The sequence below is a fragment of the Bacillus sp. LLTC93 genome (assembly GCF_002993125.1).
Classification (GTDB): Bacteria; Bacillota; Bacilli; order Bacillales; family Bacillaceae; genus Bacillus; species Bacillus zhangzhouensis.
Genome location: NZ_PVME01000002.1, coordinates 745,441 through 770,203 on the forward strand (window position 1 = coordinate 745,441; position 24,763 = coordinate 770,203).

The 24,763-nt window shown below is 42.2% G+C and carries 28 protein-coding genes; 10 read left to right on the forward strand and 18 right to left on the reverse strand.

The genetic code is table 11. The features are described from left to right. Positions 1 to 84: 84 nt before the first annotated feature. Entirely contained in the window at positions 85 to 1,296 is a 1,212-nt protein-coding gene (locus tag C6W18_RS09040; protein WP_034321982.1) for an FtsW/RodA/SpoVE family cell cycle protein, read from the reverse strand. Positions 1,297 to 1,773: 477 nt separating this feature from the next. On the opposite strand from C6W18_RS09040, the gene C6W18_RS09045 reads away from it, so the two are divergent. After that, entirely contained in the window at positions 1,774 to 2,037 is a 264-nt protein-coding gene (locus C6W18_RS09045) for a spore morphogenesis/germination protein YwcE (RefSeq protein ID WP_034321979.1), read from the forward strand. 77 nt (positions 2,038 to 2,114) lie between these two features. Here C6W18_RS09045 and qoxD read toward each other — a convergent pair whose 3' ends face one another. The 8 genes from qoxD to C6W18_RS09085 all read right to left on the reverse strand — a co-directional run bounded on the left by qoxD (position 2,115) and on the right by C6W18_RS09085 (position 11,385). Further along, positions 2,115 to 2,495 (reverse strand): cytochrome aa3 quinol oxidase subunit IV, encoded by a 381-nt coding sequence (gene qoxD / locus C6W18_RS09050; RefSeq protein WP_034321976.1) that lies wholly within the window; start codon positions 2,493 to 2,495, stop codon positions 2,115 to 2,117. 1 nt (position 2,496) lies between these two features. Beyond that, positions 2,497 to 3,114 (reverse strand): cytochrome aa3 quinol oxidase subunit III, encoded by a 618-nt coding sequence (gene qoxC, locus C6W18_RS09055; RefSeq protein ID WP_034321973.1) that lies wholly within the window; start codon positions 3,112 to 3,114, stop codon positions 2,497 to 2,499. After that, complete coding sequence (qoxB, locus tag C6W18_RS09060) at positions 3,114 to 5,072, reverse strand: cytochrome aa3 quinol oxidase subunit I (RefSeq protein ID WP_105927371.1); 1,959 nt, start codon at positions 5,070 to 5,072, stop codon at positions 3,114 to 3,116. Before qoxB ends, qoxC begins: the two co-directional genes overlap by 1 nt. 27 nt (positions 5,073 to 5,099) lie before the next feature. After that, positions 5,100 to 6,056 carry a cytochrome aa3 quinol oxidase subunit II gene (gene qoxA / locus C6W18_RS09065; RefSeq protein ID WP_105927438.1) on the reverse strand — a complete coding sequence of 319 codons (957 nt, stop codon included), beginning with the start codon at positions 6,054 to 6,056 and terminating at the stop codon, positions 5,100 to 5,102. Between the two features lie 515 nt (positions 6,057 to 6,571). After that, positions 6,572 to 7,654 (reverse strand): M24 family metallopeptidase, encoded by a 1,083-nt coding sequence (locus tag C6W18_RS09070; RefSeq protein ID WP_105927372.1) that lies wholly within the window; start codon positions 7,652 to 7,654, stop codon positions 6,572 to 6,574. A gap of 4 nt (positions 7,655 to 7,658) precedes the next feature. Continuing rightward, positions 7,659 to 9,179 carry a UDP-glucose--hexose-1-phosphate uridylyltransferase gene (galT, locus tag C6W18_RS09075; protein WP_105927373.1) on the reverse strand — a complete coding sequence of 507 codons (1,521 nt, stop codon included), beginning with the start codon at positions 9,177 to 9,179 and terminating at the stop codon, positions 7,659 to 7,661. Between the two features lie 35 nt (positions 9,180 to 9,214). Next, a complete protein-coding gene (gene galE, locus C6W18_RS09080; RefSeq protein ID WP_105927374.1) occupies positions 9,215 to 10,207 on the reverse strand; it encodes a UDP-glucose 4-epimerase GalE in 993 nt (330 codons plus the stop codon). Then, on the reverse strand, positions 10,207 to 11,385 hold the full coding sequence (locus tag C6W18_RS09085) for a galactokinase (protein WP_373465668.1): 1,179 nt from the start codon (positions 11,383 to 11,385) through the stop codon (positions 10,207 to 10,209). Before C6W18_RS09085 ends, galE begins: the two co-directional genes overlap by 1 nt. 182 nt (positions 11,386 to 11,567) lie before the next feature. On the opposite strand from C6W18_RS09085, the gene C6W18_RS09090 reads away from it, so the two are divergent. After that, positions 11,568 to 12,413 (forward strand): AraC family transcriptional regulator, encoded by an 846-nt coding sequence (locus C6W18_RS09090; RefSeq protein WP_034321958.1) that lies wholly within the window; start codon positions 11,568 to 11,570, stop codon positions 12,411 to 12,413. A 34-nt stretch (positions 12,414 to 12,447) separates the two neighbouring features. On the opposite strand, the gene C6W18_RS09095 is transcribed toward C6W18_RS09090, so the two are convergent. Together C6W18_RS09095 and C6W18_RS09100 are read right to left on the reverse strand one after the other, a co-directional pair. Next, a complete protein-coding gene (locus C6W18_RS09095) occupies positions 12,448 to 12,705 on the reverse strand; it encodes a hypothetical protein (RefSeq protein ID WP_008345502.1) in 258 nt (85 codons plus the stop codon). 27 nt (positions 12,706 to 12,732) lie between these two features. Then, entirely contained in the window at positions 12,733 to 13,116 is a 384-nt protein-coding gene (locus tag C6W18_RS09100) for a GtrA family protein (protein ID WP_012011676.1), read from the reverse strand. Between the two features lie 456 nt (positions 13,117 to 13,572). Here C6W18_RS09100 and C6W18_RS09105 point away from each other — a divergent pair, with 456 nt between their 5' ends. The 5 genes from C6W18_RS09105 (at position 13,573) to C6W18_RS09125 (ending at position 17,326) form a co-directional block, all read left to right on the forward strand. After that, positions 13,573 to 13,713, forward strand: a complete 141-nt coding sequence (locus C6W18_RS09105) for an anti-repressor SinI family protein (protein ID WP_008345506.1) — start codon at positions 13,573 to 13,575, stop codon at positions 13,711 to 13,713. A gap of 302 nt (positions 13,714 to 14,015) precedes the next feature. Next, on the forward strand, positions 14,016 to 14,705 hold the full coding sequence (locus C6W18_RS09110) for a class I SAM-dependent methyltransferase (RefSeq protein ID WP_105927376.1): 690 nt from the start codon (positions 14,016 to 14,018) through the stop codon (positions 14,703 to 14,705). Further along, on the forward strand, positions 14,698 to 15,366 hold the full coding sequence (locus C6W18_RS09115; protein WP_034321949.1) for a glycosyltransferase family protein: 669 nt from the start codon (positions 14,698 to 14,700) through the stop codon (positions 15,364 to 15,366). The genes C6W18_RS09110 and C6W18_RS09115 overlap by 8 nt, the downstream gene beginning before the upstream one ends. A 107-nt stretch (positions 15,367 to 15,473) precedes the next feature. Next, on the forward strand, positions 15,474 to 15,788 hold the full coding sequence (locus tag C6W18_RS09120; RefSeq protein WP_034321939.1) for a DUF485 domain-containing protein: 315 nt from the start codon (positions 15,474 to 15,476) through the stop codon (positions 15,786 to 15,788). Then, entirely contained in the window at positions 15,785 to 17,326 is a 1,542-nt protein-coding gene (locus C6W18_RS09125; protein WP_034321936.1) for a solute symporter family protein, read from the forward strand. The genes C6W18_RS09120 and C6W18_RS09125 overlap by 4 nt, the downstream gene beginning before the upstream one ends. A gap of 27 nt (positions 17,327 to 17,353) precedes the next feature. Here C6W18_RS09125 and C6W18_RS09130 read toward each other — a convergent pair whose 3' ends face one another. The 4 genes from C6W18_RS09130 to cidR all read right to left on the reverse strand — a co-directional run bounded on the left by C6W18_RS09130 (position 17,354) and on the right by cidR (position 20,246). Next, positions 17,354 to 17,728 carry a nuclear transport factor 2-like protein gene (locus C6W18_RS09130; protein WP_034321932.1) on the reverse strand — a complete coding sequence of 125 codons (375 nt, stop codon included), beginning with the start codon at positions 17,726 to 17,728 and terminating at the stop codon, positions 17,354 to 17,356. A gap of 133 nt (positions 17,729 to 17,861) precedes the next feature. Further along, complete coding sequence (gene thiE, locus C6W18_RS09135; RefSeq protein ID WP_105927377.1) at positions 17,862 to 18,530, reverse strand: thiamine phosphate synthase; 669 nt, start codon at positions 18,528 to 18,530, stop codon at positions 17,862 to 17,864. Continuing rightward, entirely contained in the window at positions 18,517 to 19,341 is an 825-nt protein-coding gene (gene thiM, locus C6W18_RS09140; protein ID WP_105927378.1) for a hydroxyethylthiazole kinase, read from the reverse strand. Before thiM ends, thiE begins: the two co-directional genes overlap by 14 nt. Before the next feature lie 17 nt (positions 19,342 to 19,358). Then, positions 19,359 to 20,246, reverse strand: coding sequence for a cidABC operon transcriptional activator CidR (gene cidR / locus C6W18_RS09145; protein WP_034321923.1), 888 nt, complete (start codon positions 20,244 to 20,246; stop codon positions 19,359 to 19,361). 165 nt (positions 20,247 to 20,411) lie between these two features. On the opposite strand from cidR, the gene C6W18_RS09150 reads away from it, so the two are divergent. Both C6W18_RS09150 and C6W18_RS09155 read left to right on the forward strand, forming a co-directional pair. Then, entirely contained in the window at positions 20,412 to 20,795 is a 384-nt protein-coding gene (locus C6W18_RS09150; RefSeq protein ID WP_078061707.1) for a CidA/LrgA family holin-like protein, read from the forward strand. Then, positions 20,789 to 21,469 carry a CidB/LrgB family autolysis modulator gene (locus C6W18_RS09155; RefSeq protein WP_034321920.1) on the forward strand — a complete coding sequence of 227 codons (681 nt, stop codon included), beginning with the start codon at positions 20,789 to 20,791 and terminating at the stop codon, positions 21,467 to 21,469. The genes C6W18_RS09150 and C6W18_RS09155 overlap by 7 nt, the downstream gene beginning before the upstream one ends. Before the next feature lie 37 nt (positions 21,470 to 21,506). Here the strand turns inward: C6W18_RS09155 and C6W18_RS09160 are convergent, their stop codons facing one another. Further along, on the reverse strand, positions 21,507 to 22,688 hold the full coding sequence (locus C6W18_RS09160) for a class I SAM-dependent rRNA methyltransferase (RefSeq protein WP_105927379.1): 1,182 nt from the start codon (positions 22,686 to 22,688) through the stop codon (positions 21,507 to 21,509). Positions 22,689 to 22,806: 118 nt separating this feature from the next. Between C6W18_RS09160 and glxA the strand changes: the two genes are divergently transcribed. Continuing rightward, positions 22,807 to 23,190, forward strand: coding sequence for a glyoxalase GlxA (glxA, locus tag C6W18_RS09165; protein ID WP_008345541.1), 384 nt, complete (start codon positions 22,807 to 22,809; stop codon positions 23,188 to 23,190). Between the two features lie 142 nt (positions 23,191 to 23,332). On the opposite strand, the gene C6W18_RS09170 is transcribed toward glxA, so the two are convergent. Beyond that, positions 23,333 to 24,061, reverse strand: a complete 729-nt coding sequence (locus C6W18_RS09170) for an amino acid ABC transporter ATP-binding protein (RefSeq protein WP_105927380.1) — start codon at positions 24,059 to 24,061, stop codon at positions 23,333 to 23,335. After that, complete coding sequence (locus C6W18_RS09175) at positions 24,058 to 24,702, reverse strand: amino acid ABC transporter permease (protein ID WP_099682311.1); 645 nt, start codon at positions 24,700 to 24,702, stop codon at positions 24,058 to 24,060. The genes C6W18_RS09170 and C6W18_RS09175 overlap by 4 nt, the downstream gene beginning before the upstream one ends. Positions 24,703 to 24,763 lie beyond the last annotated feature (61 nt).

Sequence of the window (24,763 nt, forward strand, 5' to 3'; positions counted from 1 at the left end):
CATATGACAAAGACATATTCCTTTTCAAAAATTAGAACTCACACAAAAAAAGACAGCCTATGCTTAGACTGCCCTTTACCCGTTTTATTTAAATAAGTAACTTTGATATTTCGTTAATTGAACACTTGCGTTATATGCGATACCGAATCCAATAAGAACAGATAAAACAGAGCTTCCCCCGAAGCTGATAAATAAGAGCGGAATCCCCGTTACAGGCATCACGCCTATGTTCATCCCAATGTTCTGGAACGTATGGATCACAATCAGGGCTGTATATCCCACACAGAAAAATGACGCAAATCGGCTATAAGGATGGATACGGTCGATCAGCACGACAAGCCTGTAGATCAGGAAGAAGAACATGATCACAACAAATGCACAGCCTACAAAGCCAAAGGCTTCTCCTATAATGGAGAAAATCATATCTGTTTGTGCTTCTGGGACATAGACTTTTAAGTTCTTAATGCCATTCCCAAAAATTTGTCCCGCACCAATGGCCATAATGGCTTGATCCACTTGATATTTATCAGACCCAGATGCATCCTGTGTCTGCGCTTGATTGGCTGAAGTAGAACTATCAGGCAGCCAAGCGGTAATCCGGTTAATCTGATACTGCTGAATACCAATTGTTTTCGCAAAATCAGGGAATAGAATGATTACGGCTAATACAGCGGCAACTAATAATACAACCACGGAACCGATGAGAGAGATCAGTTTCCAATTGACACCTGATAAAAACACCATCACAACGACAATAAACATACAGACAGCCGCCGTACCAGCATCCTGCATAAAGATAAGTCCAACTGGTATAGCAGACACACCAGCAATTTTTAATAGAAGAAAAATATCATCTTCTAATGTCCGCTTTCCTCTAGGGGTTGCCTTCCCAATGACAGAAGCGAGCATCATAATCAAGCCAATTTTCATGAACTCTGAGGGCTGAAGTGTTCCGATCCCCGGTATCACAAACCAACTTTTTGCACCATTTTTAATTGGAGCAAAGTCATAACTTCCAATTTTTGCAGGAGCGACTTTCAATAGAATTAACAGCATAATGCCGCCTATAAAAATATATAAGCTCAGCTTTTCTAATTGCTCGAGGTCAAAGTAATTAATGGCCACAATACATATTACCCCGACCATGTAGTAAATGATCTGTCTGGTCCATGCATTAGATCCATACTGCCCAAATTGACCCGCAGCATAGATGGCGATGACACTGATGGCAAAGAAGGCTAAAAATATAAAAATCAAATCTCCCTGATAGTAAGGAGATGTATTCTGCTTGTTCATGAACTAACCACCCTTATTACAAAACATAAAATCCCTTATTTATATTAGATTGAAATTTTCATAAAAGCAACTCACCTTAAATATGACGGAAGATACGTCTGAAAGGTTCCAATCAATTTTCAAAAAATGAAATACTTTTCATCCTAACAATAGGAAAAAATTCCTTTCGACTCTTTCATTTCAACCGATCACAAGTCCTTTAAAAAGATCATTTTACAGATTTTAAGGGGAAAATTCAATGACCTATGTGGCGATATGACAAGCAAACATCCAGCCATCATAAGATGTACTGAGGAATGAGGAAAAAAACCACTTTCTACGGAATAAGGCCCATTTTCCAATTATTGAGTTTACTTCAAAGTCAATTGTGGTATAATACTTGTAACAAAATGTTCACAATATCTCCTAAAAACAGACACAATTGCATCCAGACCTCTCATTTGATTTGAACATCAACTTACAAAGGAGTTGGATACGATGGATATGTTCTTTGCGTACCTATGTATTGCAACGGCTACACCCCTGTTTTTATGGCTAGAAAACAGAAAAATCGCATTAGCTTCAATTCCACCTATTTTGATTATGTGGATTTTCTTCGGTCTTTACATGACAAGCAGTTTATCTCCAACAGGACATACCTTCATGATCGCATTCTTTGCCATTAACGTCATTCTGGCTCACATTGCAGCGTTCCTCATCTATGGACTTCCATTCATTCGCAAAAGATTCAGCAGCAGATAGATATCGCACCACCAATTGGAAGCGCTATCGCAATCATTATAAAAACCACTCATCTATCGAAGATGAGTGGTTTTTTATTACTTATCTGAATGCTCAGACTGCTTTGGCGCAGACGGTGAATATCCGTCTTTGCTGTTCTCTCCGTGGCTGTAGTGAGCCGCGAAGATCCAAACAGATCCGATGACGAAAATAATCGCACAGAATAGACCAAACAATGTATTTCCGACTTGAACAGTCCCGTTCTCGCTCTCTGTCATGTGCATGAACATGAACAGCTGCAAGAATGCTTGAATGAATGCAAAACCAAAGATAATCCATAGTTTTGCGGAACTGCCAATTTCAGCTCCAATGGCAATCCAGAATGCTAAAATGGTTAGCACGATGGATAGGATGAAGCCAACTACGTGTTTCCAAGGGAAGTGTTCATGCTCTGCTGAGGAATGTGTTTTTCCAGCCATATCACAAAAGCCCCCCTAATCCGATCAAGTACACAGCTGTGAAGATGAAAATCCATACAACATCAAGGAAATGCCAGTATAGACTTGAAATAAAGATCTTCGATGCTGTTTGTGGAGTTAATCCACGTTTTTTAATTTGGAACAAGACCCCGGTAATCCAGAAGATACCGATTGATACGTGTAGTCCGTGAGTTCCTAATAGAACGAAGAATGCAGACCAGTACGCACTTGTATGGATGCTAGCACCCTCGTGTACATAATGGAAGAACTCATAAATTTCAAAGCCAACGAAGCCTGCACCTAGAAGCAGTGTCAGAATTGTCCAAATGACAACCCCTTTTGTACTTCCACGGCGCATTTCATGAACGGCAATCCCACATGTAAATGAGCTGACTAATAGCAGGAATGTCATGATCAATACAAGCTTCATATCAAATAGCTCAGCTGGTAAAACGCCACCAGCTGTTCTGCCATGAAGAACAAAGTAGGTCGCAAAAAGTGTTGAGAATAACACGATTTCCGCGCCAAGGAATATCCAGAAACCAAGGATGTTTAAACGTCCGGTTTCAGACTGATATTCAAGCGGTGCATTTGCATAGCTGCTATCATTATGTCCCATTACTTCTGCGCCTCCTTATTCTTTTTCTCTGTTTCAATGACTTCTTCAACAGGAATATAGTAGCCATCGTCATATTCAAATGAACGTAAAATCATTGTGGCGAATACACCGATTAAGCCGATAACGCCAATCCAGTACCATTCAAATACAAGACCGAATGCACCAAGTCCAAAGAATGCAGACATGATCAGTGGTCTGCCTGAATTGTGCGGCATGTGAATTTTCTTAAACTCTTTTTCTGGATGAACGTCCAAATTGTTTTTCTTACAATGATGGAATGCATCTGGTGTTGTCACTTCTGGAAGTGCTGCAAAGTTATAATGCGGCGGAATTGCAGAAGATGTCGCCCAGTCAAGCGTACGTCCTTCTCCCCAGCTGTCTCCAGACACTTCACGTTTTGCGTGTCTCCAGCTGTAGTAAATGTTATAGCAAAGGATGATGAATCCGATACCCATCATGAATGCACCAATTGTTGAAATAAAGTTTAGTGCAGTCCAGCCATCTTCCGGTCCATACGTATAAATACGTCTTGGCATTCCTTGCAGTCCTAAGAAGTACTGCGGGAAGAAACAGATATTAAATCCGATCATGAATACCCAGAAGAACCATTTGCCGATTCTTTCGTTTAACTTGTAACCAAACATTTTTGGATACCAGAAAACAAGACCAGCGAAACAAGCAAATACAGTACCTGCGATTAATACATAGTGGAAGTGGGATACAAGGAAGTACGTGTTATGGTACTGGTAATCCGCGGCTGCCATCGCAAGCATAACCCCAGTTACACCACCGATCACGAAGTTCGGGATGAAACCAAGTGCCCAAAGCATTGGTGATGTAAAGCTGATCCGGCCGCGATACATCGTAAAGAGCCAGTTAAAGATTTTAACACCTGTTGGTACAGATATCGCCATTGTTGTAATCGAGAAGAATGAGTTAACCGCTGCACTGTTCCCCATTGTAAAGAAGTGGTGAACCCACACAAGGAAACTAAGAACAGAGATAGCCACAATCGATACAACCATCGCTTTGTAACCAAACAACTGCTTTCTTGAGAACGTCGCAAATATTTCTGAGAAAATACCGAAAGCAGGCAAAATCACGATATAAACTTCAGGATGTCCCCAAATCCAGAAAAGGTTCGCCCAAAGCATTGGCATACCGCCTGCTTCGAGTGTAAAGAATGCAGAACCGAATAAACGATCAAATGTCATAAGTGCTAAAGCAACTGTTAATACAGGGAATGCGAAAACGATGATGACAGACGTAATCAATGTTGTCCATGTAAACATTGGCATACGCATAAGTGTCATACCTTTTGTACGCATTTTTAAGATGGTCACCATGAAGTTAATACCTGTCATCAGTGTACCAATACCTGCAATTTGGAGCCCGAGCAAGTAATAGTTCTGTCCAGGTCCTGGTGAGAAATCATTTCCGGCGAGCGGCATGTAACTCGTCCAGCCTGCACTTGGTGATCCTCCAATAACGAAGGAAATGTTGAACAGCATTGCTCCGACCATGAATGTCCAGAAGCTAAGGTTGTTCAAATACGGGAATGCAACGTCACGTGCACCAATTTGAAGAGGAACAACGACGTTGATTAAACCAATTAAAAATGGCATTGCCATGAATAGAATCATGATCGTACCATGCGTTGTAAAAATTTCATTATAGTGGTTGGAATCTAAAAACGTATTATTAGGAAGCGCCAGCTGTGCGCGCATCATCAGTCCGTCTACCCCACCGCGGAAGAACATAATCACAGCAGCAAGGATATACATGATCCCTAGCTTTTTATGATCAACTGATGTTAACCATTCTTTCCAGAGCCATTTCCACTTTTTGAAGTATGTTAAAACAAAAACGATGGCAATGGAAGTAAGAGCGATAGAAATTTGCGCACCAAGAATTAATGGGTCTCCAGTTACAAAAAACTCATCCCATTTTAAATGCATAACGGCCTCCTCCTTTCCTTAGTCAGTTTATTCACTATCTAGTTTTCTTTTATAGTTCTTCACATTCTCAAAAGGATCTGTTTTGGAATGCGGAGAAACTGATTGATAACCTAAACGTTTGCGTGCTTGGAGTGCATATTCAGAGTCCTCTCCATGCTTCGCAAAAGATAAATGTGTTGATGAGAATGTCTGCACATCTGCAGCATCAGGAAGCATCAGGTAGTCATACGTTTTCTTCGTTAACTTTGGTGCTTCTTTTTTCGTTTTGTTTACCCATTTATCATAGTCAGACTGCGTCATCGCATTGACTTTGAATTTTTGCTGAGCAAAGCCCTCACCTGTGAAGTTGGCGTTTCTTCCTTCGTATGTGCCTACTTCATCAGCTTGAAGATACTGTTCCATTTCCATTCCAGCCATCGCATACTTCTCCCCGCCTAGCTGAGGAATCCATAGTGATGCCATTGTATCAGCGGAAGTGATTTTGAATAAAACCGGCTGATCTTTTGGAATGTTTAAGTAGTTCACTGTTTCGATATTTTCCTCTGGATAACTAAAGATCCATTTCCAATCAACTGCTGTAGCATAAACAACAAGTGGATCTTTATGGCTTGTTGCTTGAGGTGCCTCTTCCAAAGAGTAAATTGTTTTTACAGTTGGAACCGAAAGGGCAGCAACGATTAATATTGGGATCACTGTCCAGATAACTTCTAGAAGCGTATTCCCATGAATTTCTGGATTATAAGAGGCGTTTCCAACGTCCTTACGCTCACGGTATTTAACCAAAATGATGGTAAACAGTACAAATACCGCGCCAACGATAAAGAGCATGAATCCGATAGATAAAAGGATTAAGTCTTTTTGTTGTGCTGCGACAGGTCCTTTAGGATCTAAAACAGCGATATTGCTGCAACCTCCTAATACAAAAACACTCACGAGCATCGCTAATAAAAGCATAGGTTTAATGGCTCTGAACAAGAAGATCACCATCCTTCCTTAGATAATGTATAAATTGCTAAATAATTGTGAAAAGCCATCTGCCTTCGAAAACTTTTCTTCCCTTTGTAATGCTATCAAAATCTGTAGGAGTTAGCTCCCCTTTTTTCAAAAGTTCATTTATTTTTCAACAGATTTCTATTAAAATGTCATAAATTCGACATAAATTTATATTATTGCACACACAATAAATTTCTAGGAATTTGAAAAGTTGAGAGTTGAAGGCAAAGGACATACAATCAAGAACTTTGTCAAATTTAGGTTTACCACAATAAAAAAGTTTGGTCAAATTTCAATTTAACTTACTGAAATTTTATCTAGGTAAACAATTTCGATATAGGCATCCTACATTTAACAAAAACCTTACTCATTTTAACGCAAGTTGACAAGAAAAGAAAGTATCGATCTTCAGCCTGTGCGCTGTAAGAATTGGTAATGCTGATAAATGAGTGGAATCTCACTAAAGACTTCCAGCAAAAAACCGGCTGATCGCCGGCATTCTGCATTTATTCATCTCTCACCAAGATGTCAGGTCGTCTATAGATGTCCCCTTCATGTTCAATGTCAATGTACGTCCACTTGCCCGTATAGGTTAAAAAGCGATTCTTTTCTTTCTCCACTACCATCGTATCCTCTGATTTCAGCCCTGGCAATGAAGGATTCCAGGTGAACACTTGATGAAGCTGAACCTCCTCCTTAGATGAAGGAACTGCAATGATCTCTCTAGATACAAAGCCCGTCTTTCCTCCTTGGTGAAGTTTTTTCCAACTATCCGGAAAGCCTTCTTTTTCGTACTGAGCAATTCCTGCCTTCAGTACATCTCCAATGGTTTTTCCGGGACGGGTGGCTGCATTCATAACCGTATCAATCCGCGCAAGCCGTTCCTTGTTTTCCTCAAGCTCCTTCGGAAGCTGACCAAAGTAAACGGATCTTGTCACATTGGCCACGAGTCCGTGCCGTTCAGCACAAAGCACAACAAGCGCATGCTTTTGAAGCGCCTTTTCGGTAGGAATTGGATGACGGTATTGATGAATACGGTCATCTGTTGCCACGAGCAGCACTTCAATCGTCATGCCTTGCGCAATCGCTTTTTGGGCGACAAGCGAAGCAATTTCATGTTCCGTTTGCCCTGGAACGATTTCTTTACAGACACTCTCTACAATAACAGCTGTTTCATGACAAAGGGTTTCATATTGGCTGAGCTGTGTTGCTGAAAGGATCGATCGAGCGTGCGACAAATCTGGCTCGATCAACTCAAACCCTTCCATTTGAACGTCTGCCCCAATTCGTTTGCCTTTTGTGAGTGTGCGAATGTAGGGGGCATCATCCTCATACCAATCCATTGTAACCACTTGAAAGGGATGGTCGACATACGCCATTTCTTCTTCAATGATCCGCTTTTCTTCCATTTGATTCACAATGAGGACAATGTCGTCTTTCAAAACGAGCAGCTGACACACGCCCTCTGGCGTATTTAACACAATGTGATTCCTTCTTCCTCCTGTTAGCCAAGAGAAGTTATTCCTCTTTCGAATCAGGACACCGTCGAGTTGTTTTTCTTCCATTAAGGTTCTTACCTGTTCAATCATCTAATCACCTGCCTGTATGGAGTGTTTGAATGAAACGTTTAAAAGCTGTTTTCCCTTGCTCGGTTCTTTTAAACACACCCGCCTGCGAGAGAATTCGAGAAAAAATATAGCCGATTTCTTGTTGTAAAATGGCTTCTGCATTATCCTCTGTGAAGGTGTTCTCTTCAAGCAGGCGCTTCGCCCATGTTTCGTGCTTCGTAATTGCAGGGCGGGCTTTGATTTCTTCAAGGGGTTTTTGGGATAGCAGTGCCGCTTTTAAATGGCTTAATTCCTCAGCTAATCTGCCAGGAAGGACGGCAAGGCCCATCACTTCAATTAACCCGATGTTCTCTTTTTTTATATGATGAACTTCTTCGTGCGGGTGAAAAATTCCGTCTGGGTGCCGTTCGTCTGTACGGTTATTACGCAGCACGAGATCTAATTCATAGTCTTCCCCATATCGGCGTGCAATTGGTGTAATGGTATTGTGCGGAGTCTCTCCTGTATGAGCGATCAGCCCCACTGCTTCATCTGAATACATTTTCCACTCGTGCAAGATAAAGTCCGCTGCGTCGGCGAGCGTTTGCCGGTCGCTGCTTTGAAGACGAATCACAGACATCGGCCATTTCACAATGCCAGCCCTCACATTTGGAAACGCTTTGAGTGAAAAGACGTCTTCCATCTCTGCTTTCGCCATCGGAAATTCATGCGCACCGCCTTGAAAATGGTCATGGCTTAATATACTCCCTCCAACAATAGGAAGGTCGGCGTTCGATCCAATGAAATAGTGCGGGTATATAGATATGAAGGAAAGCAGACGTTCAAAGGTCTTTTTTGTGATCTGCATTGGCTCGTGCTCGCCCTTGAACACAATGCAATGCTCGTTGTAATACACATAGGGTGAAAATTGCAGAAACCACGATTCGTCTGTGAGCGTTACAGGGATAATCCGGTGATTCTGTCTCGCTGGATGATTGATTCGCCCCCCAAACCCAACGTTTTCTTTACAAAGCAGACAAAGAGGATATTGCTTTTGACTGAGCTTCTTGGCTTCAGCGATCGCTTTTGGATCCTTTTCCGGTTTCGATAGATTAATAGTGATTTCCAGCACGCCATCATCTGTTGTTGTAAACCACTGCACATTTTTGGCGATTCTGCCTGTATGAATATAGTGTGCATGCTGCTGCATCTCATAGAACCAGCTTGTAGCCGCCTTCGGTCCTTCTTGCTGGCGTTTCTCTTCAAACTTCGCATAGATGACACTTGGAGGCGCCACCAAACAGCCCATGATTTTTGCATCTAGTAAATCACGATACGTATCTGTCCCCTCAGGAATAAGGCCTGTTTCTACTGCCCAATCCAGTATCGGCATTAAGATGTCTTCAAGGTCCGCGTCTCCCGAAATTGTTCTTGCTTCAGCGTCATCGAGCCCAAGCACCTCAAGCAGTCGATTTCTCGTATAATCGATATCTAGTGGTGTAATCAGCTCTTTATTGATCCCATATTGAATCAGCTGTTCCAGCTTTTCAAAAATATCTATCGCCATTCCCTCTGTCCCCTCTCTTGCCTGCCTGTTACGCTTTATTCACTTTCGTAGCCATCTGGATGCTTCTGAAACCACTCCCACGCACTTTGAATGATCGTGTGAAGGTCAGCATATTGAGGCTTCCAGCCCAATTCTTGCAATGCCTTTTCAGAAGAAGCAATCAGCTTTGCCGGATCTCCCGCACGTCTTTTGGCTACCTGTGCCGGGATGGCATGCCCCGTTACTTCCCTTGCGGCTTCGACCACCTGCTTCACAGAGAAGCCTGTGCCATTTCCTAAGTTATATGTCGCACTTCCTTTTCCTACGCGCAGCCGATCAACGGCTAAAATGTGCGCCTCAACTAAATCCATGACATGAATGTAATCTCTGATGCACGTTCCGTCCTCTGTCTCATAATCATCGCCGTAAATCATGATCTGATCACGTTTCCCTAAAGCGACTTGAAGAATAATCGGAATGAGATGTGTCTCAGGCTGATGATCTTCACCGACAAGCCCTTCTGGATGAGCACCGGCTACATTGAAGTAGCGAAGCACAACGTATTCCAGCCCATATGCTTGCTCAGACCACTTCAACATTTTTTCAATCGCTAGTTTCGTTTCTCCATAAGGATTCGTAGGGTTCGTCTCATCCGTTTCAACAATCGGCACACGCTTTGGTTCACCGTACGCGGCAGCGGTTGAAGAAAATACAATGTGCTTCACATCAAATTCATGCATCACCTGAAGTAAAGCCGTTGCTCCTCCGACGTTGTTGTCATAGTACTTGAGCGGGTCCGTCACACTCTCGCCAACAAGTGAATCTGCTGCAAAGTGCATCACCGCTTCGATTTGATGCGTTTGAAAAACCTGTCTTAAAAAAGCTTGATCTCTTAAATCCCCCTCTTCTAATACAGCTCCCTCTACAACAGCTTCTTTATGACCTGTCTGCAAATTATCAACTACCACCACTTGTTCGCCTTTAGCTAAAAGAGCCGCTACCGCATGACTGCCAATGAACCCTGCTCCTCCGCAAACTAAAATTGTCATCACATTTCCTCCTTCGTTAATTCTCTTGCGCCGCCTCCAATTCCAGCTGTGTAAAAAGAGGCTTGAATGCCCGTTTTTTCTTGATAAATCGCACCTGTTTCTTCTATAAATGAATCCAGCAGCTCTTCTTTCACAATGCTGATCGTGCAGCCACCAAAGCCTGCACCTGTCATACGAGAGCCTATCGTCCCAGGATGAAGCCAAGCAGCTTCAGCAAGTGCATCTAGTTCAAGTCCAGTCACTTCATAATCATTCTTTAAAGAAAGGTGAGAGGCCTTCATGAGAGCACCTAGTTCTTCCATTTTATCATCTTTCAGAAAATTTACTGCTTTCATGGTCCGCTCGTTTTCCGTCACCACATGTCTTGCACGTTTGCGGCACGTTTCATCTTGAATCAAATGGGCATGCTGGGCAAATTCTTCCGCAGTGAGCTCACATAAATGTGCAATGTCGATTTCTTTTCTAAGGTTGTTTAAAGCAGATTGACACTCTGACCGGCGTTCATTGTATTTGGAGTCAGCCAGCGCCCGCTTTTTGTTTGTATTCGCAATCACAAGCGCTAGCCCCTCTTGCCGAAACGGACTGTATTCAAAGGCAAGGGTGTCACAATTGAGTAAAATAGCGTGATCTTCTTTTCCGAGAGCAATCGAAAACTGATCCATAATGCCACAATTGACGCCAATGAAGTCATTTTCTGCACGCTGCGAAAGAAGGGCAAGATCAACAGGCGAAATGCCGAATGAAGACCATTCATTGATCAAGACAGCTGTGACGAGCTCAATGGAGGCAGATGAAGACAGCCCTGCGCCGTTTGGAATATTGCCACCGTATACGATATCAAACCCTTCTTTGATATCCATACCTGCTTCTATAAATTGATTGAACACTCCCTTTGGGTAGTTCGCCCAGCCGTCCGATTCTGCGTAAGCGATTTCAAAAAGGTCAAATTCTTTCACACCATCTTCTTCAAAGTTCAAGGAATACATTCTGACGCGTCCATCTGACCGTTTTGCACCGGCAGCATACGTACCGAGAGTGAGCGCGCAAGGGAAGACATGGCCTCCATTGTAATCGGTATGTTCACCAATCAAATTCACCCTCCCTGGGGCGAAAAAATAACGAAGTTCTTCTTTATCTCCAAATTGCTGGTGAAATGCCGCACGTAACCTATCGATCATATCCATTCCCCTTTTCTCTTCTGATAATCTTATTTTAGTTGCCTCAATAGCGGGAGTTCAATGGTAAAAAAACCGTTAAAAAATACCCTTTTTTTGCTGTGGAATGGTACGATGTGATATGAGGTGTACCATGATTCAAAATAGAAAAAGGTTGTTTTTTGCTGTGAAGGGGGATTTCCAATTTGAAGAAGGAAGCATTTGCATTTCGTTTTCACCATTCTGATGTTACATTGCCAGCGCAAATATGGTCTGTTGGCTGGGAAGTTCAATCATCTTCGTTATACAGCTGGAATGGCGTAGAGCGGAAGGATCAGGGCAAGTGCATCTTTCAGCTCACACTGTCTGGACATGGCATGATTGAAATCGGACAAAAGCGATTCAAAGTATTGCCTGGGCAGGCCTTTCTCGTGAAAAGCCCAAGTGCCTATCAATATTATTTTCCAGAGGACAGTGAGCATTGGGAATTTCTATATTTGACGCTTTACGGGGAAGCCTGCGATCTTTGCTTTGATCAATTTATGGATCACGGAAAGCAGGTCATGCGTTTTCATCCAAACTCAAAACCGATCCGCCTGCTGAAGAAAATTTATGATGAAGCCAGTGAAAGACGGATTACCAATCCATTTGAAGGGTCTAGCCTTGCTTATCAATTTGTCATGGAACTGTATTCATATTTGCCAAAGCTTGAGGGACAAATGGAGAAATGGCCTGAGCCCATCGTCCAAGCAGCCTTGTTTGCAAGCCATCATTTTCACGAGGAAATTGGCCCTGACGATATGGCAGCTGCGGCACGTTTATCCAAAAGTCATTTTACGAGGGAATTCAAAAAGGCAACTGGCTTCACACCGATTCACTACTTAACCAATATTCGATTAGAAAAGGCGGAAACGTTACTGAAAACAACGAAATATTCGATTGAAGAAATCGCCATACAGTGCGGCTACCGAAATGCGAATTACTTGAATAAAGTCTTTCGAAAAAAAATCGGCATGTCTCCAAAGCAATTGCGGGAAACAAGCGATGCATAATAAAAAGCAGCCGCTTTTCAATTGGCTGCTTCTTTTACGCTTTCGTCAGATCAACACGAATTCTCCCTTGTCTTAAAACAATGGTCATTTGCGTGTCAGGGGTCATTAAGTTTTCTAAAATGTCCGTTGCCGTTTGAAGCGCAATGTCCATGCGATTGATCTTTTCCTTTTCTTGTTCTGAAAACGCTTCTGGATGTGCAGTCATTTCTTTGACTAGCCTCAGCACTTGTTCATGCTGCTTTTCTGTTTGTTGATATATGGCATCATATAATTCGTCTGGCCTGCTGCTCATTTCACATCACCTGTCTTTTTTCATGTGTTAAATCGCATCTTCTTTTGTTTTCTTAAAGACGAACCATTTACTGGCGACATAGTTGACTACCACAATCACAAAGTTGACAAGAATTTTTGCGACAGTTTCATTGAGCGCCATTTGGCTCACAAATAAAATCATCAGCCCCAGATCTACACCTAGAGACATGAGACGGACACTAAAAAATGAAGAAAGCTCACGCATAAGACTTTTTGTATCACGAGCCTTTTGCTTGAAGACATACTTCTTATTGGTGATATAAGCAAAGAGAACAGCAAATACCCATGAAACAACCGTTGCTGTTTTATAATCCATGGAAAACATCTCAACGAATAAATAGAAGCTGACTATGTTGACAATGGTTGTGCACACACCCATGACAAGATACATGACAACTTCTTGATACTTTTGAAAAAGGCTATTCATGTCTTTCTTCATTCCTTCTTGGTGGATTCTGTTTCTTTTAGAATACCATCTTGAGAAGAACTTCCCAAACGAACAATATGTACGTCCTGCAAAGATGAAATTTGCTTTAATCGATGGCATATGTCAACCTAATCGGTTTGTATGAGTCAAATGATTCAGGTCTTTATCATTATTTTAATTTATAATCTTTTAACTGACTTTACAATTGTTTATTATTAGAAGTAAGAATTCAATAATTTTGGGTTTTTTAGTCATTTTTTTAGGGACGTGGTAGGTGATAGATTTTACAAAATAGGTTAAATGTCATCATTTTTCGACAAAATCTAATTTGTGCTGTTTTCACACACACGTACAGTTACTAGACGGTTTGTTCAAGTCATTGGTTGCAGATGAATATGTCTTATTGAACTGGAGGATATTATGGATACGCAAGTGAAAAGAAGAGTTGACGAAGAGTGGGTTTATTTGATTCAGGAAGCGAAAAAAATTGGACTAGGCATCGAAGAAATACAAGCTTTTTTAACATCCAACGGTGATCAGAAGATGATAAACAAACCGTAAATCAACGCCGTTATCCTTTGTCTTTCAGACTGCTTTGGCTAAAAGTTCTGACCTGTCAATTGACCTTTCGAAAATCCTTTCATGACGATACGCTACAATAATTGAAAACCTCTTCAAACCAATCCCTTCCACTCAATGGGGTTCTGTCTTTCTATATTAGGAGGACAGTCCATTTCCCGTTCTTTATATGATCCCTTTTTAGCTGCCATTCATGAAAATTGCCCATCTCTCGTTATAAAACCAAGCTACCCACCCATATATTAAGCATGAGACCAACGAGAAAAAAGAAAGGTGGGTAGAGCATGAGTTCAGATTCCCTTTCCTATTATCACCAAAAAAAGGATCAGTATTATCACGGTGTAAACCCTGTCATCGTCAGCCGTATTCGTGAGGAATGGACGTCTATTTTGGATATCGGATGCGGCACAGGCAAGCTTGGAAAAGTCCTTAAACAAAAGGACCGAACCATTTACGGGATTGAATCTTTTGAGAATGCAGCAAAGCAGGCTGAGCAGGAGCTAGATCATGTTCTATGCGGCAATATTGAACAGATGGCTCTCCCTTATCAACATGAACAATTTGACTGCATCATTTTTGGAGACGTACTTGAACATTTATTGGACCCGTGGGCTGTTTTAAAAAAAGTCAAACCCTTCCTTAAAAAAGAGGGTGCCATCCTGTCATCCATTCCGAATATCGGCCATATTTCAACGGTTTTAGAATTACTAGCCGGCAGATTTTCTTATACAGATGCAGGGTTAATGGATCAAACACATTTACGTTTCTTTACCCTTCACGAAATTCATGCACTTTTTCATTCAGCGGGTTTTCGCATTCGCGAACTTGAAGCCATTCGCGTACAGCACCCTTCCTATGCGAGTGTGATGAATGATTTACATGAATTACTCGTAAAGCACGGCATTCGTTTTGATTTTAACGAAGCAGCTACAGCCTATCAATATGTAGTTGAGGCGGTTCCATTCAATGAGTAATCCCACTATCCTATTTGTTTTATGTGTGAATGATGAATCGATGTTTCAAGCTTGCTTCCGGCAGCTCGCCTCACTTCCCGCTCCGCATGGGTATCATGTGGAGGTCTTGCCGATTAGACAGGCATCAAGTATGGCCTCTGGATATAATGAAGCCTTCACTCATCCTGCTCAGTTTAAAATTTATCTTCATCAAGATACACTGATCGTCAAACAGCATATGCTTCTCGAGCTCATCCCACTTTTTTTGCAAAATCCGTCACTTGGCTTGCTTGGGGTGATAGGTGCAGAAAGTGTGCCTGACAATGGGATTTGGTGGGAGAGCCAGGATTGTAGGGGGAAAGTGATTGAATATCGGCACGAGACTTATCAGCTGCTTTCGTTTGAATCTGGTCGTCAACAAGCGGAGTCCCAAGATTATACCAAAGCTTCGGCTATTGACGGTCTTTTTATGGCGACTCAGTATGATATCAGGTGGCGTGAGGATCTTTTTGACGGCTTTCATTTTTATGATGTATCGCAGTCTTTTGAATTCGTGAAGCAAGGATATGAGGTCGGGATCGCGAGACAAGAGGAGCCTTGGTGTATACACAAATGCGGAGATCATTTTGATGCTGAAGCATATGAAAAAGCGAGACAAACATTTCTTGCGAATTATCGGTAGAAAGCACCCTTTTCGGGTGCCTTTTTTATGATATACTGTCATAAACAACCAGATCGTCTCATATGCATTGGAGTACCTTGTCCCTAATTCGTACAAAGGAGGAAACAATGGCAGACAAAAAAGTTCATTATAAGAAGGTTGCCGCTTCAGAGGATTTTCGAAAACTTCTTGAGGAAAAACGCAGATTTATCGTACCGATGACGATTTTCTTTTTTCTCTTTTACTTTTCACTTCCGGTTGCTACATCCTACTTCACCTTTTTGAACACGCCGGCAATTGGTGCTATCTCATGGGCTTGGTTATTCGCCCTCACACAATTTGTCATGACATGGGTTTTATGTGGACTTTATGCGAAAAAAGCGGCTCAGTTCGACAAATATGTAAGCGCTTTAAAAACTGAATCCAGAGGTGATGACGAATGAGCATGACCGCTTTTATTTTATTCGTAGCGATCGTAGGGCTCACATTGGTCATCACATATTTTGCTGCGAAGAAAACAAGCAGCGCGAGTGATTTTTACACAGCAGGCGGAGGTCTGACAGGGTTTCAGAACGGTCTTGCCATCGCAGGCGATTATATGTCCGCTGCATCATTTTTAGGAATCGCCGGAATGATCGCGTTAAATGGATTTGACGGTTTTTTCTATAGCATTGGTTTTCTTGTGGCGTATCTTGTCGTTCTTTATGTTGTGGCTGAACCGCTAAGAAATCTAGGGAAATATACGATGGCAGATATGATTGCTGCACGATTTAAGCGGCCGGCCATTCGAGGGGTTGCTGCCTTTAACACGATTACGGTATCTACTTTTTATATGATTGCACAGCTTGTTGGAGCAGGCGCATTGATTAAACTGCTTCTTGGCATTGATTATTGGATCGCGGTGTTGATCGTGGGTGTCTTGATGACCATTTATGTGGTGTTTGGCGGCATGATTGCTACTAGCTGGGTACAAATCACAAAGGCCGTTCTCCTCATGCTTGGAACCTTGATCATTTCACTGCTTGTGTTTGCAAAGTTTGATTTTAGTCTGCTGAAGATGTTCGAGCAGATGAAAACAGCGACCCCGCTTGGTGAGTCATTCCTTCATCCGGGGAATAAGTATGATGTGCCATTGGAAACCCTGTCTCTGAATCTTGCCCTAGTGCTCGGAACGGCAGGTTTGCCACATATTTTGATCCGTTTTTATACGGTAAAGGATGCTATTTCCGCGCGAAAATCTGTCCTTTCAGCCACTTGGATCATCGGGATTTTTTATTTAATGACGGTTTTCCTTGGCTTCGGTGCCGCTGCCTTTGTTGGATCAGAAGCGATCACAGCAGCCGATGCCGCAGGGAACATGGCCGCACCTATGCTCGCACAAGCCCTTGGAGGAGATTTCTTATTTGCCTTTGTTTCTGCAATCGCCTTTGCAACCATATTGGCTGTGGTAACGGGACTCGTATTATCCGCCGCATCTGCTTTTGCTCATGACTTTTATAGTCAGATCATCCGAAAAGGGAAAGCGAGTGAACGGGAACAGGTCAAGGCCGCACGCTTTGCTTCAATTGGTGTGTCTATTCTCTCCATCGCCCTTGCGTTATTTGCCCAGTCCTTAAACGTTGCTTTTCTCGTGTCTCTCGCCTTCGCAGTAGCAGCAAGTGCGAATTTACCATTGATTATCTTCACTGTCTTTTGGAAACGATTCAACTCCACTGGTGCCATTGCAGGGAGCTTAACAGGTCTTCTGAGCGCACTCATCATCGTATCTCTCAGCCCAAGCGTCTGGGACCCATCGGGAGCAGCCATCTTCACAGGCGAGCCACTCATCCCACTGTCGAACCCAGGGATTATCTCTATCCCACTTGGATTCCTTGCCGCGTACTTAGGCACCATTTTCTCCTCTGAAAAAGCTGATGAAGAGACCTTTACAGAAATTCAAGTAAAGGCACATACAGGCATGCATATGGATACCGATTCATAAAGAAAAGCCGGCTGCTCTGCCGGCTTTTTAATACCGCTGGAATAACTCTGGGTTTTTCGGGACGTTTTCTAAATAAATGATGTTCCCTTGGTCGTCCAGCTCCGCAATATCAATTCCTTCTGCTGTATATACACGACCATTCGTGAGCTTTCCGCAAACGGCCCAGTTTGTTTCATACTTTCCATCTTCTCTTTTCACCCATCCATCCCACATATGCTTAATGTCTTCATGTACGTGAAAGAACGTGTTCAAAAATTGTGTAAACTCTTGGATACCAGGCTTTTGAGCACCATTTAAGACAATCATGACATCATCAGAAAACAACGCCAGCAATTCGTCCATTTGCTCCTGTCCTTTTCCCGCCTCATCATATCGGCGAAAATACGTATCGAGCACTTCCATTGTTCATTCTCCTTTATTTACCTGTCATTTCGAAAATAATCGAACAATAAGATTGTACACAATTGTTTCTCTCCTGTCTATTTTCCCCCAAATAAGAAAAGACATGAATGGAGTCATTCATGTCTTCTACAGGTTAAAGAGATGCTTTTTCTGATACAACAAGTGATTTTAGTTCTTCTGCTGCTTTTTTTGGATCCGTGCTTTGGCTAATGGCGCTAATGATGCTAATGCCATCTGCTCCTGCTTGTATGACTGGTGCAGCATTTTCATATGAGATGCCGCCAATCCCAACGATCGGAATATGAAGACCATGACGACGTACTTCGGTGATCAAAGACACACCTTGGACAGTGCGTGTATCCTTTTTCGTCTCTGTTGGGTAAACCGGACCCATCCCGACATAATCTGCCCCGTCCTTCATCGCTTGTTTCACTTCATCTATATGATGAGTGGACACGCCTAATAGTTTATGTCCGATCCTCTGCCTCACGTCTTGTGCATTTGTATCTTCCTGACCAACATGGACACCATCTGCATCAAGATCTATCGCTAGCTGTACATCATCATTTACGATAAAAGGGACATTCGCTTCTTGGCACAGAGCTTGTATGTCCCGGGCCAATTGTTTCTTCTCTTCACCTTGCAGGGCTCCTTCACCCTTTTCACGAAATTGAAACATGGTGATCCCGCCTTGAATGGCTTCTTTCACGACATCCAGCGGATGCCTGCTTGTATTCGTTGTTCCCATAATAAAATAAACCGATAATTGCTGTTTGATTTGCTGTTGATCAGCCTTTGTCATGCGAAGCTCCCCCTATTTTCCCTAACGTGATCACATCATCGCTATTTGTGTTTGATAATGCGTTTAACAATTCTATTTGAAAGGTTCCTGGTCCACTCCCTTTTGTCTGCTGAGCAGCCTTTTCAGCTGCAACACCATAAAACAAAAGAGCAGCTGCCGACGCATGAAGTGGCAGTTCACCCGTTGCACAAAATGCGCCGATAACAGATGTGAGTAAACAACCAGTCCCTGTCACCTTTGTCAGCCATTCATGTCCATTATGAATGGACAGCACCTCATCTCCATCTGACACCATATCGACTTTTCCTGTGATCACCACAACGGTTTGAAATACGTTTGCCGCTTGCTTAGCTAATGCAGATACATCCCCATTCGTCTCTTTCGCATCAACGCCTTTTGACTGCCAGCCATCCACTCCGAGTAAATGAGCAATTTCAGCAGCATTTCCTCTCACAACGGATATCTTTATTTGCTGTAACAGCTGTTTCGCTGCTCTCGTCCGAAACGTTGTTGCACCGACCCCAACAGGATCTAAGAGAACAGGTACACCTTTCTCATTGGCCGCTTGTCCTGCAATGACCATGGCCTCCACAGTGTCCTTTGTCAGTGTGCCGATATTGAGCACAAGTGCATCGGCTAGTTGCGCCATTTCGGCGACTTCCTCTTTGGCATTTGCCATGACTGGAGAAGCACCTAAAGCAAGCAATCCGTTGGCTGTAAAATTCGTCACGACTTGATTGGTGATATTATGGACGAGTGGATTATGTGCTCGAACTTTCTCCAGTAGATTAGATGCGTGGCTTATTTTCATCAGTATCGTCCTCCCTTTTACTCAGCATCCCAAACATAGGATTTAGTATGCTTTAACCATTCTCTTGCTGCAAAGGACAAATAGCGGTCCTTTCGCCAAATGACACCCAAATGCCATGGAATTGATGGGTTTAAGGAAATGACCTTCACCTTTTCAGGATCAAGATCACGGCAGATCCGTTCAGGAAGAAGTCCGATCCCAAGGTTCTCGGCTACCATTTCACTAATGAAATCCCATTGAGACGTTTCATAAATGACATTGGGCCGGAACCCTGCATTCATACATTCATTCAATATTCGACTGTGCAGAACAAAATCTTCTCTAAAGAAAATAAAAGACTCTTCCTTCAAATCAGCTAAATGTACCTCATCACGCCCTGCCATCGGATGCGATGGATGCGTCACAAGCTTCATGTTCTCTTTAATAATGGTGTACGTATGAAAAATTTTATCATTTGCAGGTAGAACAATGACACCAATATCTAACGATCCATCCTCCACGCCTTCCTCGACTTTGATGGAGCCGTGCTCAACCAATTGAAATGTGACATCAGGATACTGCTGACGGAATTCTCCCATGACATTCGGGAAGAAACTTGACCCAATCATAGGCGGCAGTCCTATTCGGATATGCCCTTTTTTCACATTCATTACATCATTTAATTCACTCGTTAAATTCTGAAATGATTGGGTGATTTCACTTGCCTGTGTATACATGGTTTGTCCAGCATCTGTCATTTCAACCTGCCGCCCATTTCGGTAAAATAACTGCACCCCCAGCTCATCCTCCAGGTTTTTGACCATCTTGGAAATGGTCGGCTGGGACACATAAAGGGATTGCGATGCTTTCGTGAAGCTCTTTAGCCTTGCCACTTCTAAGAAATATGTTAAATGTCTGATGTCCACATGGCTCACCCTTTCTATAGACAAAAGGAATAATAACTATTCGATATATGTATTTTACCTATAATAGAACGTGCTGTACACTTTAAAGTAAGCTCATCAATAAGAACGTTGTCATGTTTTTGTGAAACAGTGAACAATTTATATAGAAAAAGGAGTGAACAGAAAGTGCAATTGCTCAAAACGCCGCTGATTGCTACCCTTCAGATTATGGCTTTATTTGTTTTTGCGAAATTAATGAATGCACTGGCGGCCTTTTTGCATTTAAGAATTCCGGGCACGATCTTAGGCATTCTTGTCATTTTCTTATTACTTCATTTTAACATCATTAAATTAAAATGGATTGAACTTGGCGCCGTATGGCTGCTTGGAGAACTGCTGCTCTTCTTTATCCCGTCAGCAGTAGGTGTAATTGATTATGGAAAATTGCTTTCTCAATCTGGCACAAGTATTGTCCTTGTCGTCTTACTTAGTACTTTTGTGGTCATGCTTTCGACTGGCATGATGACGCAAATGATTGCGAAAAGAAAGGAGCGAAAAAAGCTATGTTAGTTGGCGGACTATTTTTGATCTTAACGGTTCTTTTATATCTCGGATCAAAAGCGGTGTACAAACGGCATCCGAAAGTCTATGTTTCCCCGTTACTTGTGACTCCGCTTGTCCTAGTAGCCTTGCTGTTAATCGTCAATATTCCTTACGATGCTTATAATCAAGGCGGGAAATGGCTCACGAATATGCTTCAGCCTGCGACTGTTGCTTTTGCCATTCCTTTATATAAGTATTTTCACATTCTGAAGAAGCATGCAGTGGAAATTATTTTGAATGTGGCTTGCGGATCTGTCATTGCGATCTTATCCACGGCATTTATCGCCAAATTGTTTCATTTGGATACAAGCCTTATTGAAAGCCTTGTCCCAAGGTCTGTCACAACACCGGTGGCGATGAGTGTGTCAGAAATGATAGGCGGCATGCCTTCCGTTACGGCTGTATTCGTCATTCTAACGGCACTATTTGGTTCAATCATCGGTCCAATGGTCATCCGTTATTTCCACATTGATAATGACATTGCCATGGGCGTCCTACTTGGTACAGGTGCACACGGAGCAGGAACATCGAAAGCCTTTGAATTAAGCTCTGTCTCAGGCACGATCTCAAGTGTATCGATGATTATTTCCGCCATTATTACATTATGTGCAGCGCCTATCCTTATGTCGTTCGCCTTATAAAAAAAGCCATTTCCCCTTATCGGAAAATGGCTTTTTCTTATGCTTGGATGAAGACAACCTTCAAATAGTTTCCTTCAGGATAATTCTTGGTTGTACGGAAATCCTCGGGAAGTGTATATTCTTCGAGGATACGATATGTTTGCCCAGATTCTTTAAAGGCCTGAGCAATAAATCCTTTAAATTTTTTCATTCCAAATGCACTGCTATTAGTTGATGCCACAATGACGCCGTTCTCAGCTGTGATTTGGATGGCTTCTTTTAATAGCTTTTTATAATCCTTCGCTGCACTGAATGTGTGTTTTTTCGTTCGTGCAAAGGAAGGCGGATCCAAGATGACTAGATCATAGGTCCATCCCTTCTTCGCTGCAAATGGGAAGTATTTAAATACGTCCATGACCTTGATATCCTGCCCGTCCACATCAATTCCATTGACTTCAAACTGCTCGGATGTTTTTTTCAAGCTGCGGTTTGCGACATCCACACTTGTCGTACGGCTCGCTCCGCCAAGTGCTGCTGCCACCGAGAAAGCACCTGTGTAAGAAAATGTATTGAGCACAGTCTTTCCTTTTGCATAACGATCTCGAATTGCTTTTCTCACATGACGTTGATCAAGGAAAATGCCTGTCATGGCACCATCATTTAAGTAAACCGCCACATTCATGCCGTTTTCTTTGACGATAAGAGGGAATTCCCCTTTTTCTCCCTTCACAAAATCATCATCCTCAATATATTGTCCAGACGTATCAAATCGTTTCTTTTCATATATTCCTTTATAGTCTGGATATACCTGCTCAAGCGCAGCCAATACATCTGCTTTTAATGTATAGACCCCTTCGCTATACCATTGGATGAGATAGAATCCGTCATAATAATCAATGGTGATCCCACCAATTCCATCACCTTCTCCATTGAACACACGGAAAGCAGTCGTCTGCGCATCTTGAAATAAATGCGTTCTGTTTTTCGCTGCCTGCTCAAGCTTAGAGACAAAAAAGGACTGATCTATTTTTTCGTTCGCATTAAAGGAAAGCACCCAGCCGATTCCTTTATTTTGCACACCATAATACCCTTTTCCTAAAAAGGAGCCTCTTTCATCCACCCATTCAATGAGCTCGCCTTCCTGCACACCGTTCACACGCGATACAGCATCTTTTGAAATGAGCGGATATCCCTTTTTCACTTGTTCTGCAAAAGTTTGTTTTAATGAGATTTTTTTCATTTGTGTCATCCTTATCCTAAATTGACTCTCTCTATCCTACCATATGAATGTATACGTTACTTCTATTATGATAAGATGAGTAGAAAAATATCAACATGACATAGAGGAGGCTCTTCTTTTGACGACATTACGCTTAGATCATACAGGTATTATGGTCACGAATATTGATCAGTCCATTGATTTTTATGAAAAGGTTGTGGGCATGAAATTAAAGGATCGGATCACTCATACAAACGGGGTAATTGAGCTTGCATTTTTGGGATTCAAAGACGAAGCAGAAACAGAAATTGAGCTCATTCAGGGCTACAGCAGTGACCTGCCATCAGAAGGAAAGGTTCACCATCTCGCCTTCACAACAGACAATATTCATGCTGAATTCAACCGTATTCAAAAGTTGCAAATTGAATTAATTGATGAAGAAATCACGACATTGCCAAATGGATATTGCTACTTCTTCTTCAGAGGACCCGATCAAGAATGGATTGAATTCTTCCAGCGCTAATATTTCCTAGGAAATTTGGTTTCGGAAACTGTCCCTGGTCACTACCTTGATATCAGTGGAGATTTTTTACACACATGTAAAGGAAGATACCTTTTACAGGAAAAAAAGAGTAAGAGCATGTATATCTGCTCTTACTCTTTTTTTATAGCACCTTACTAAGGAATGATTTTGTACGCTCATGCTGTGGGTTTCCAAAGAGTGCTTCCGGTTTGTCTTCTTCGACGATATAACCGCCATCCATAAAGATCACGCGGTCCCCTACCTCTCTTGCAAAGCCCATTTCATGTGTGACCACAATCATCGTCATGCCTTCGACTGCTAATTGTTTCATAACAGCTAATACATCCCCAACGACCTCAGGGTCAAGTGCCGATGTCGGTTCATCGAATAATAGTACTTTCGGGTCCATCGCCAAGGCTCTTGCAATGGCGACACGCTGTTTTTGTCCACCAGATAATTGGTTAGGGTAGCTTTTGGCTTTGTCTTTTAAGCCGACCTTTTCAAGCAAGTCTATGGCTTTATCGACTGCCGCCTTTTTTTCGACGCCTTTTACCTTAATTGGTGCGATCGTGATATTTTCTAAAACCGTTTTATGAGGAAATAAATTAAAGTGCTGAAACACCATGCCAACTTCTTGTCGTACTTTATTGATGTTGACCTTTGGATCTGTAATCGTATGTCCATGGACAACGACTTCTCCAGCAGTAATATCCTCTAATTTATTAAGACATCTTAGAAACGTGCTCTTTCCTGATCCAGAGGGACCAATGACACACACTACTTCCTTTTCCTCAATGACTGCATTAATATCCTTTAGTACTTCATGATCTCCAAAGGATTTCTTTAAATTTTTCACCGTAATCATACTCATTTGATATCAAATCTCCTTTCTGCATAGCTAGCCAGTAGAGAAAGTAAATAAATGATCACGAAATAAATGACACCGACAATGAGCCAGACATTCAAAGGATCAAATGTGGCCGATGCTTGAACTTGTCCTCGCTGCATAATATCGGCGATCCCGATAATAGATAAGAGGGACGTATCCTTCAAGCTGATAATGGCTTGATTTGTAATCGCTGGAAGCATACGGCGAAATGCCTGCGGAAGGACAATAAAGCGCATGTTTTGTCCCCCTGTAAAACCTAGAGAGCGTGCGGCTTCTGTTTGTCCTTTATCAATGGATTGAATTCCTGCACGAATAATTTCTGAGAAATAAGCCCCCGCATTAATCGCTACTGTAATAATCCCTGCCGGCACTCGATCAAGCGAAATGAATTCAAGTGTATTCAAACCAAAATAAATGAAGAATAGCTGTACGATAAATGGGGTACCTCGAATGGCATTTACAAAAACGAGCGCAATGAAATTCAAGATTTTAAATGGTGACAGGCGGAATAATGCCACAATTAAACCGATGATAAATCCTAAAATGATAGCAACAACAAAGATATATAAAGTGGTTTGCAAACCATCCATTAAATACGGAAATGCATTCATAATCGTATCCATGTTTCTCCCTCCCTAATTCACATACGGTGTACACATAAACAAAGCGCGCTCGAAGCGCGCC

Excerpts from the sequence above, each read along its gene's own strand:
- C6W18_RS09040 (WP_034321982.1), bottom strand. The coding sequence starts at position 1,296 with ATGAACAAGCAGAATACATCTCCTTACTATCAGGGAGATTTGATTTTT.
- C6W18_RS09045 (WP_034321979.1), top strand. The coding sequence starts at position 1,774 with ATGGATATGTTCTTTGCGTACCTATGTATTGCAACGGCTACACCCCTG.
- qoxD (WP_034321976.1), bottom strand. The coding sequence starts at position 2,495 with ATGGCTGGAAAAACACATTCCTCAGCAGAGCATGAACACTTCCCTTGG.
- qoxC (WP_034321973.1), bottom strand. The coding sequence starts at position 3,114 with ATGGGACATAATGATAGCAGCTATGCAAATGCACCGCTTGAATATCAG.
- qoxB (WP_105927371.1), bottom strand. The coding sequence starts at position 5,072 with ATGCATTTAAAATGGGATGAGTTTTTTGTAACTGGAGACCCATTAATT.
- C6W18_RS09070 (WP_105927372.1), bottom strand. The coding sequence starts at position 7,654 with ATGATTGAACAGGTAAGAACCTTAATGGAAGAAAAACAACTCGACGGT.
- galT (WP_105927373.1), bottom strand. The coding sequence starts at position 9,179 with ATGGCGATAGATATTTTTGAAAAGCTGGAACAGCTGATTCAATATGGG.
- galE (WP_105927374.1), bottom strand. The coding sequence starts at position 10,207 with ATGACAATTTTAGTTTGCGGAGGAGCAGGGTTCATTGGCAGTCATGCG.
- C6W18_RS09085 (WP_373465668.1), bottom strand. The coding sequence starts at position 11,385 with ATGATCGATAGGTTACGTGCGGCATTTCACCAGCAATTTGGAGATAAA.
- C6W18_RS09095 (WP_008345502.1), bottom strand. The coding sequence starts at position 12,705 with ATGAGCAGCAGGCCAGACGAATTATATGATGCCATATATCAACAAACA.
- C6W18_RS09100 (WP_012011676.1), bottom strand. The coding sequence starts at position 13,116 with ATGTATCTTGTCATGGGTGTGTGCACAACCATTGTCAACATAGTCAGC.
- C6W18_RS09105 (WP_008345506.1), top strand. The coding sequence starts at position 13,573 with ATGGATACGCAAGTGAAAAGAAGAGTTGACGAAGAGTGGGTTTATTTG.
- C6W18_RS09110 (WP_105927376.1), top strand. The coding sequence starts at position 14,016 with ATGAGTTCAGATTCCCTTTCCTATTATCACCAAAAAAAGGATCAGTAT.
- C6W18_RS09115 (WP_034321949.1), top strand. The coding sequence starts at position 14,698 with ATGAGTAATCCCACTATCCTATTTGTTTTATGTGTGAATGATGAATCG.
- C6W18_RS09120 (WP_034321939.1), top strand. The coding sequence starts at position 15,474 with ATGGCAGACAAAAAAGTTCATTATAAGAAGGTTGCCGCTTCAGAGGAT.
- C6W18_RS09125 (WP_034321936.1), top strand. The coding sequence starts at position 15,785 with ATGAGCATGACCGCTTTTATTTTATTCGTAGCGATCGTAGGGCTCACA.
- C6W18_RS09130 (WP_034321932.1), bottom strand. The coding sequence starts at position 17,728 with ATGGAAGTGCTCGATACGTATTTTCGCCGATATGATGAGGCGGGAAAA.
- thiE (WP_105927377.1), bottom strand. The coding sequence starts at position 18,530 with ATGACAAAGGCTGATCAACAGCAAATCAAACAGCAATTATCGGTTTAT.
- thiM (WP_105927378.1), bottom strand. The coding sequence starts at position 19,341 with ATGAAAATAAGCCACGCATCTAATCTACTGGAGAAAGTTCGAGCACAT.
- C6W18_RS09155 (WP_034321920.1), top strand. The coding sequence starts at position 20,789 with ATGTTAGTTGGCGGACTATTTTTGATCTTAACGGTTCTTTTATATCTC.
- C6W18_RS09160 (WP_105927379.1), bottom strand. The coding sequence starts at position 22,688 with ATGAAAAAAATCTCATTAAAACAAACTTTTGCAGAACAAGTGAAAAAG.
- C6W18_RS09170 (WP_105927380.1), bottom strand. The coding sequence starts at position 24,061 with ATGAGTATGATTACGGTGAAAAATTTAAAGAAATCCTTTGGAGATCAT.
- C6W18_RS09175 (WP_099682311.1), bottom strand. The coding sequence starts at position 24,702 with ATGGATACGATTATGAATGCATTTCCGTATTTAATGGATGGTTTGCAA.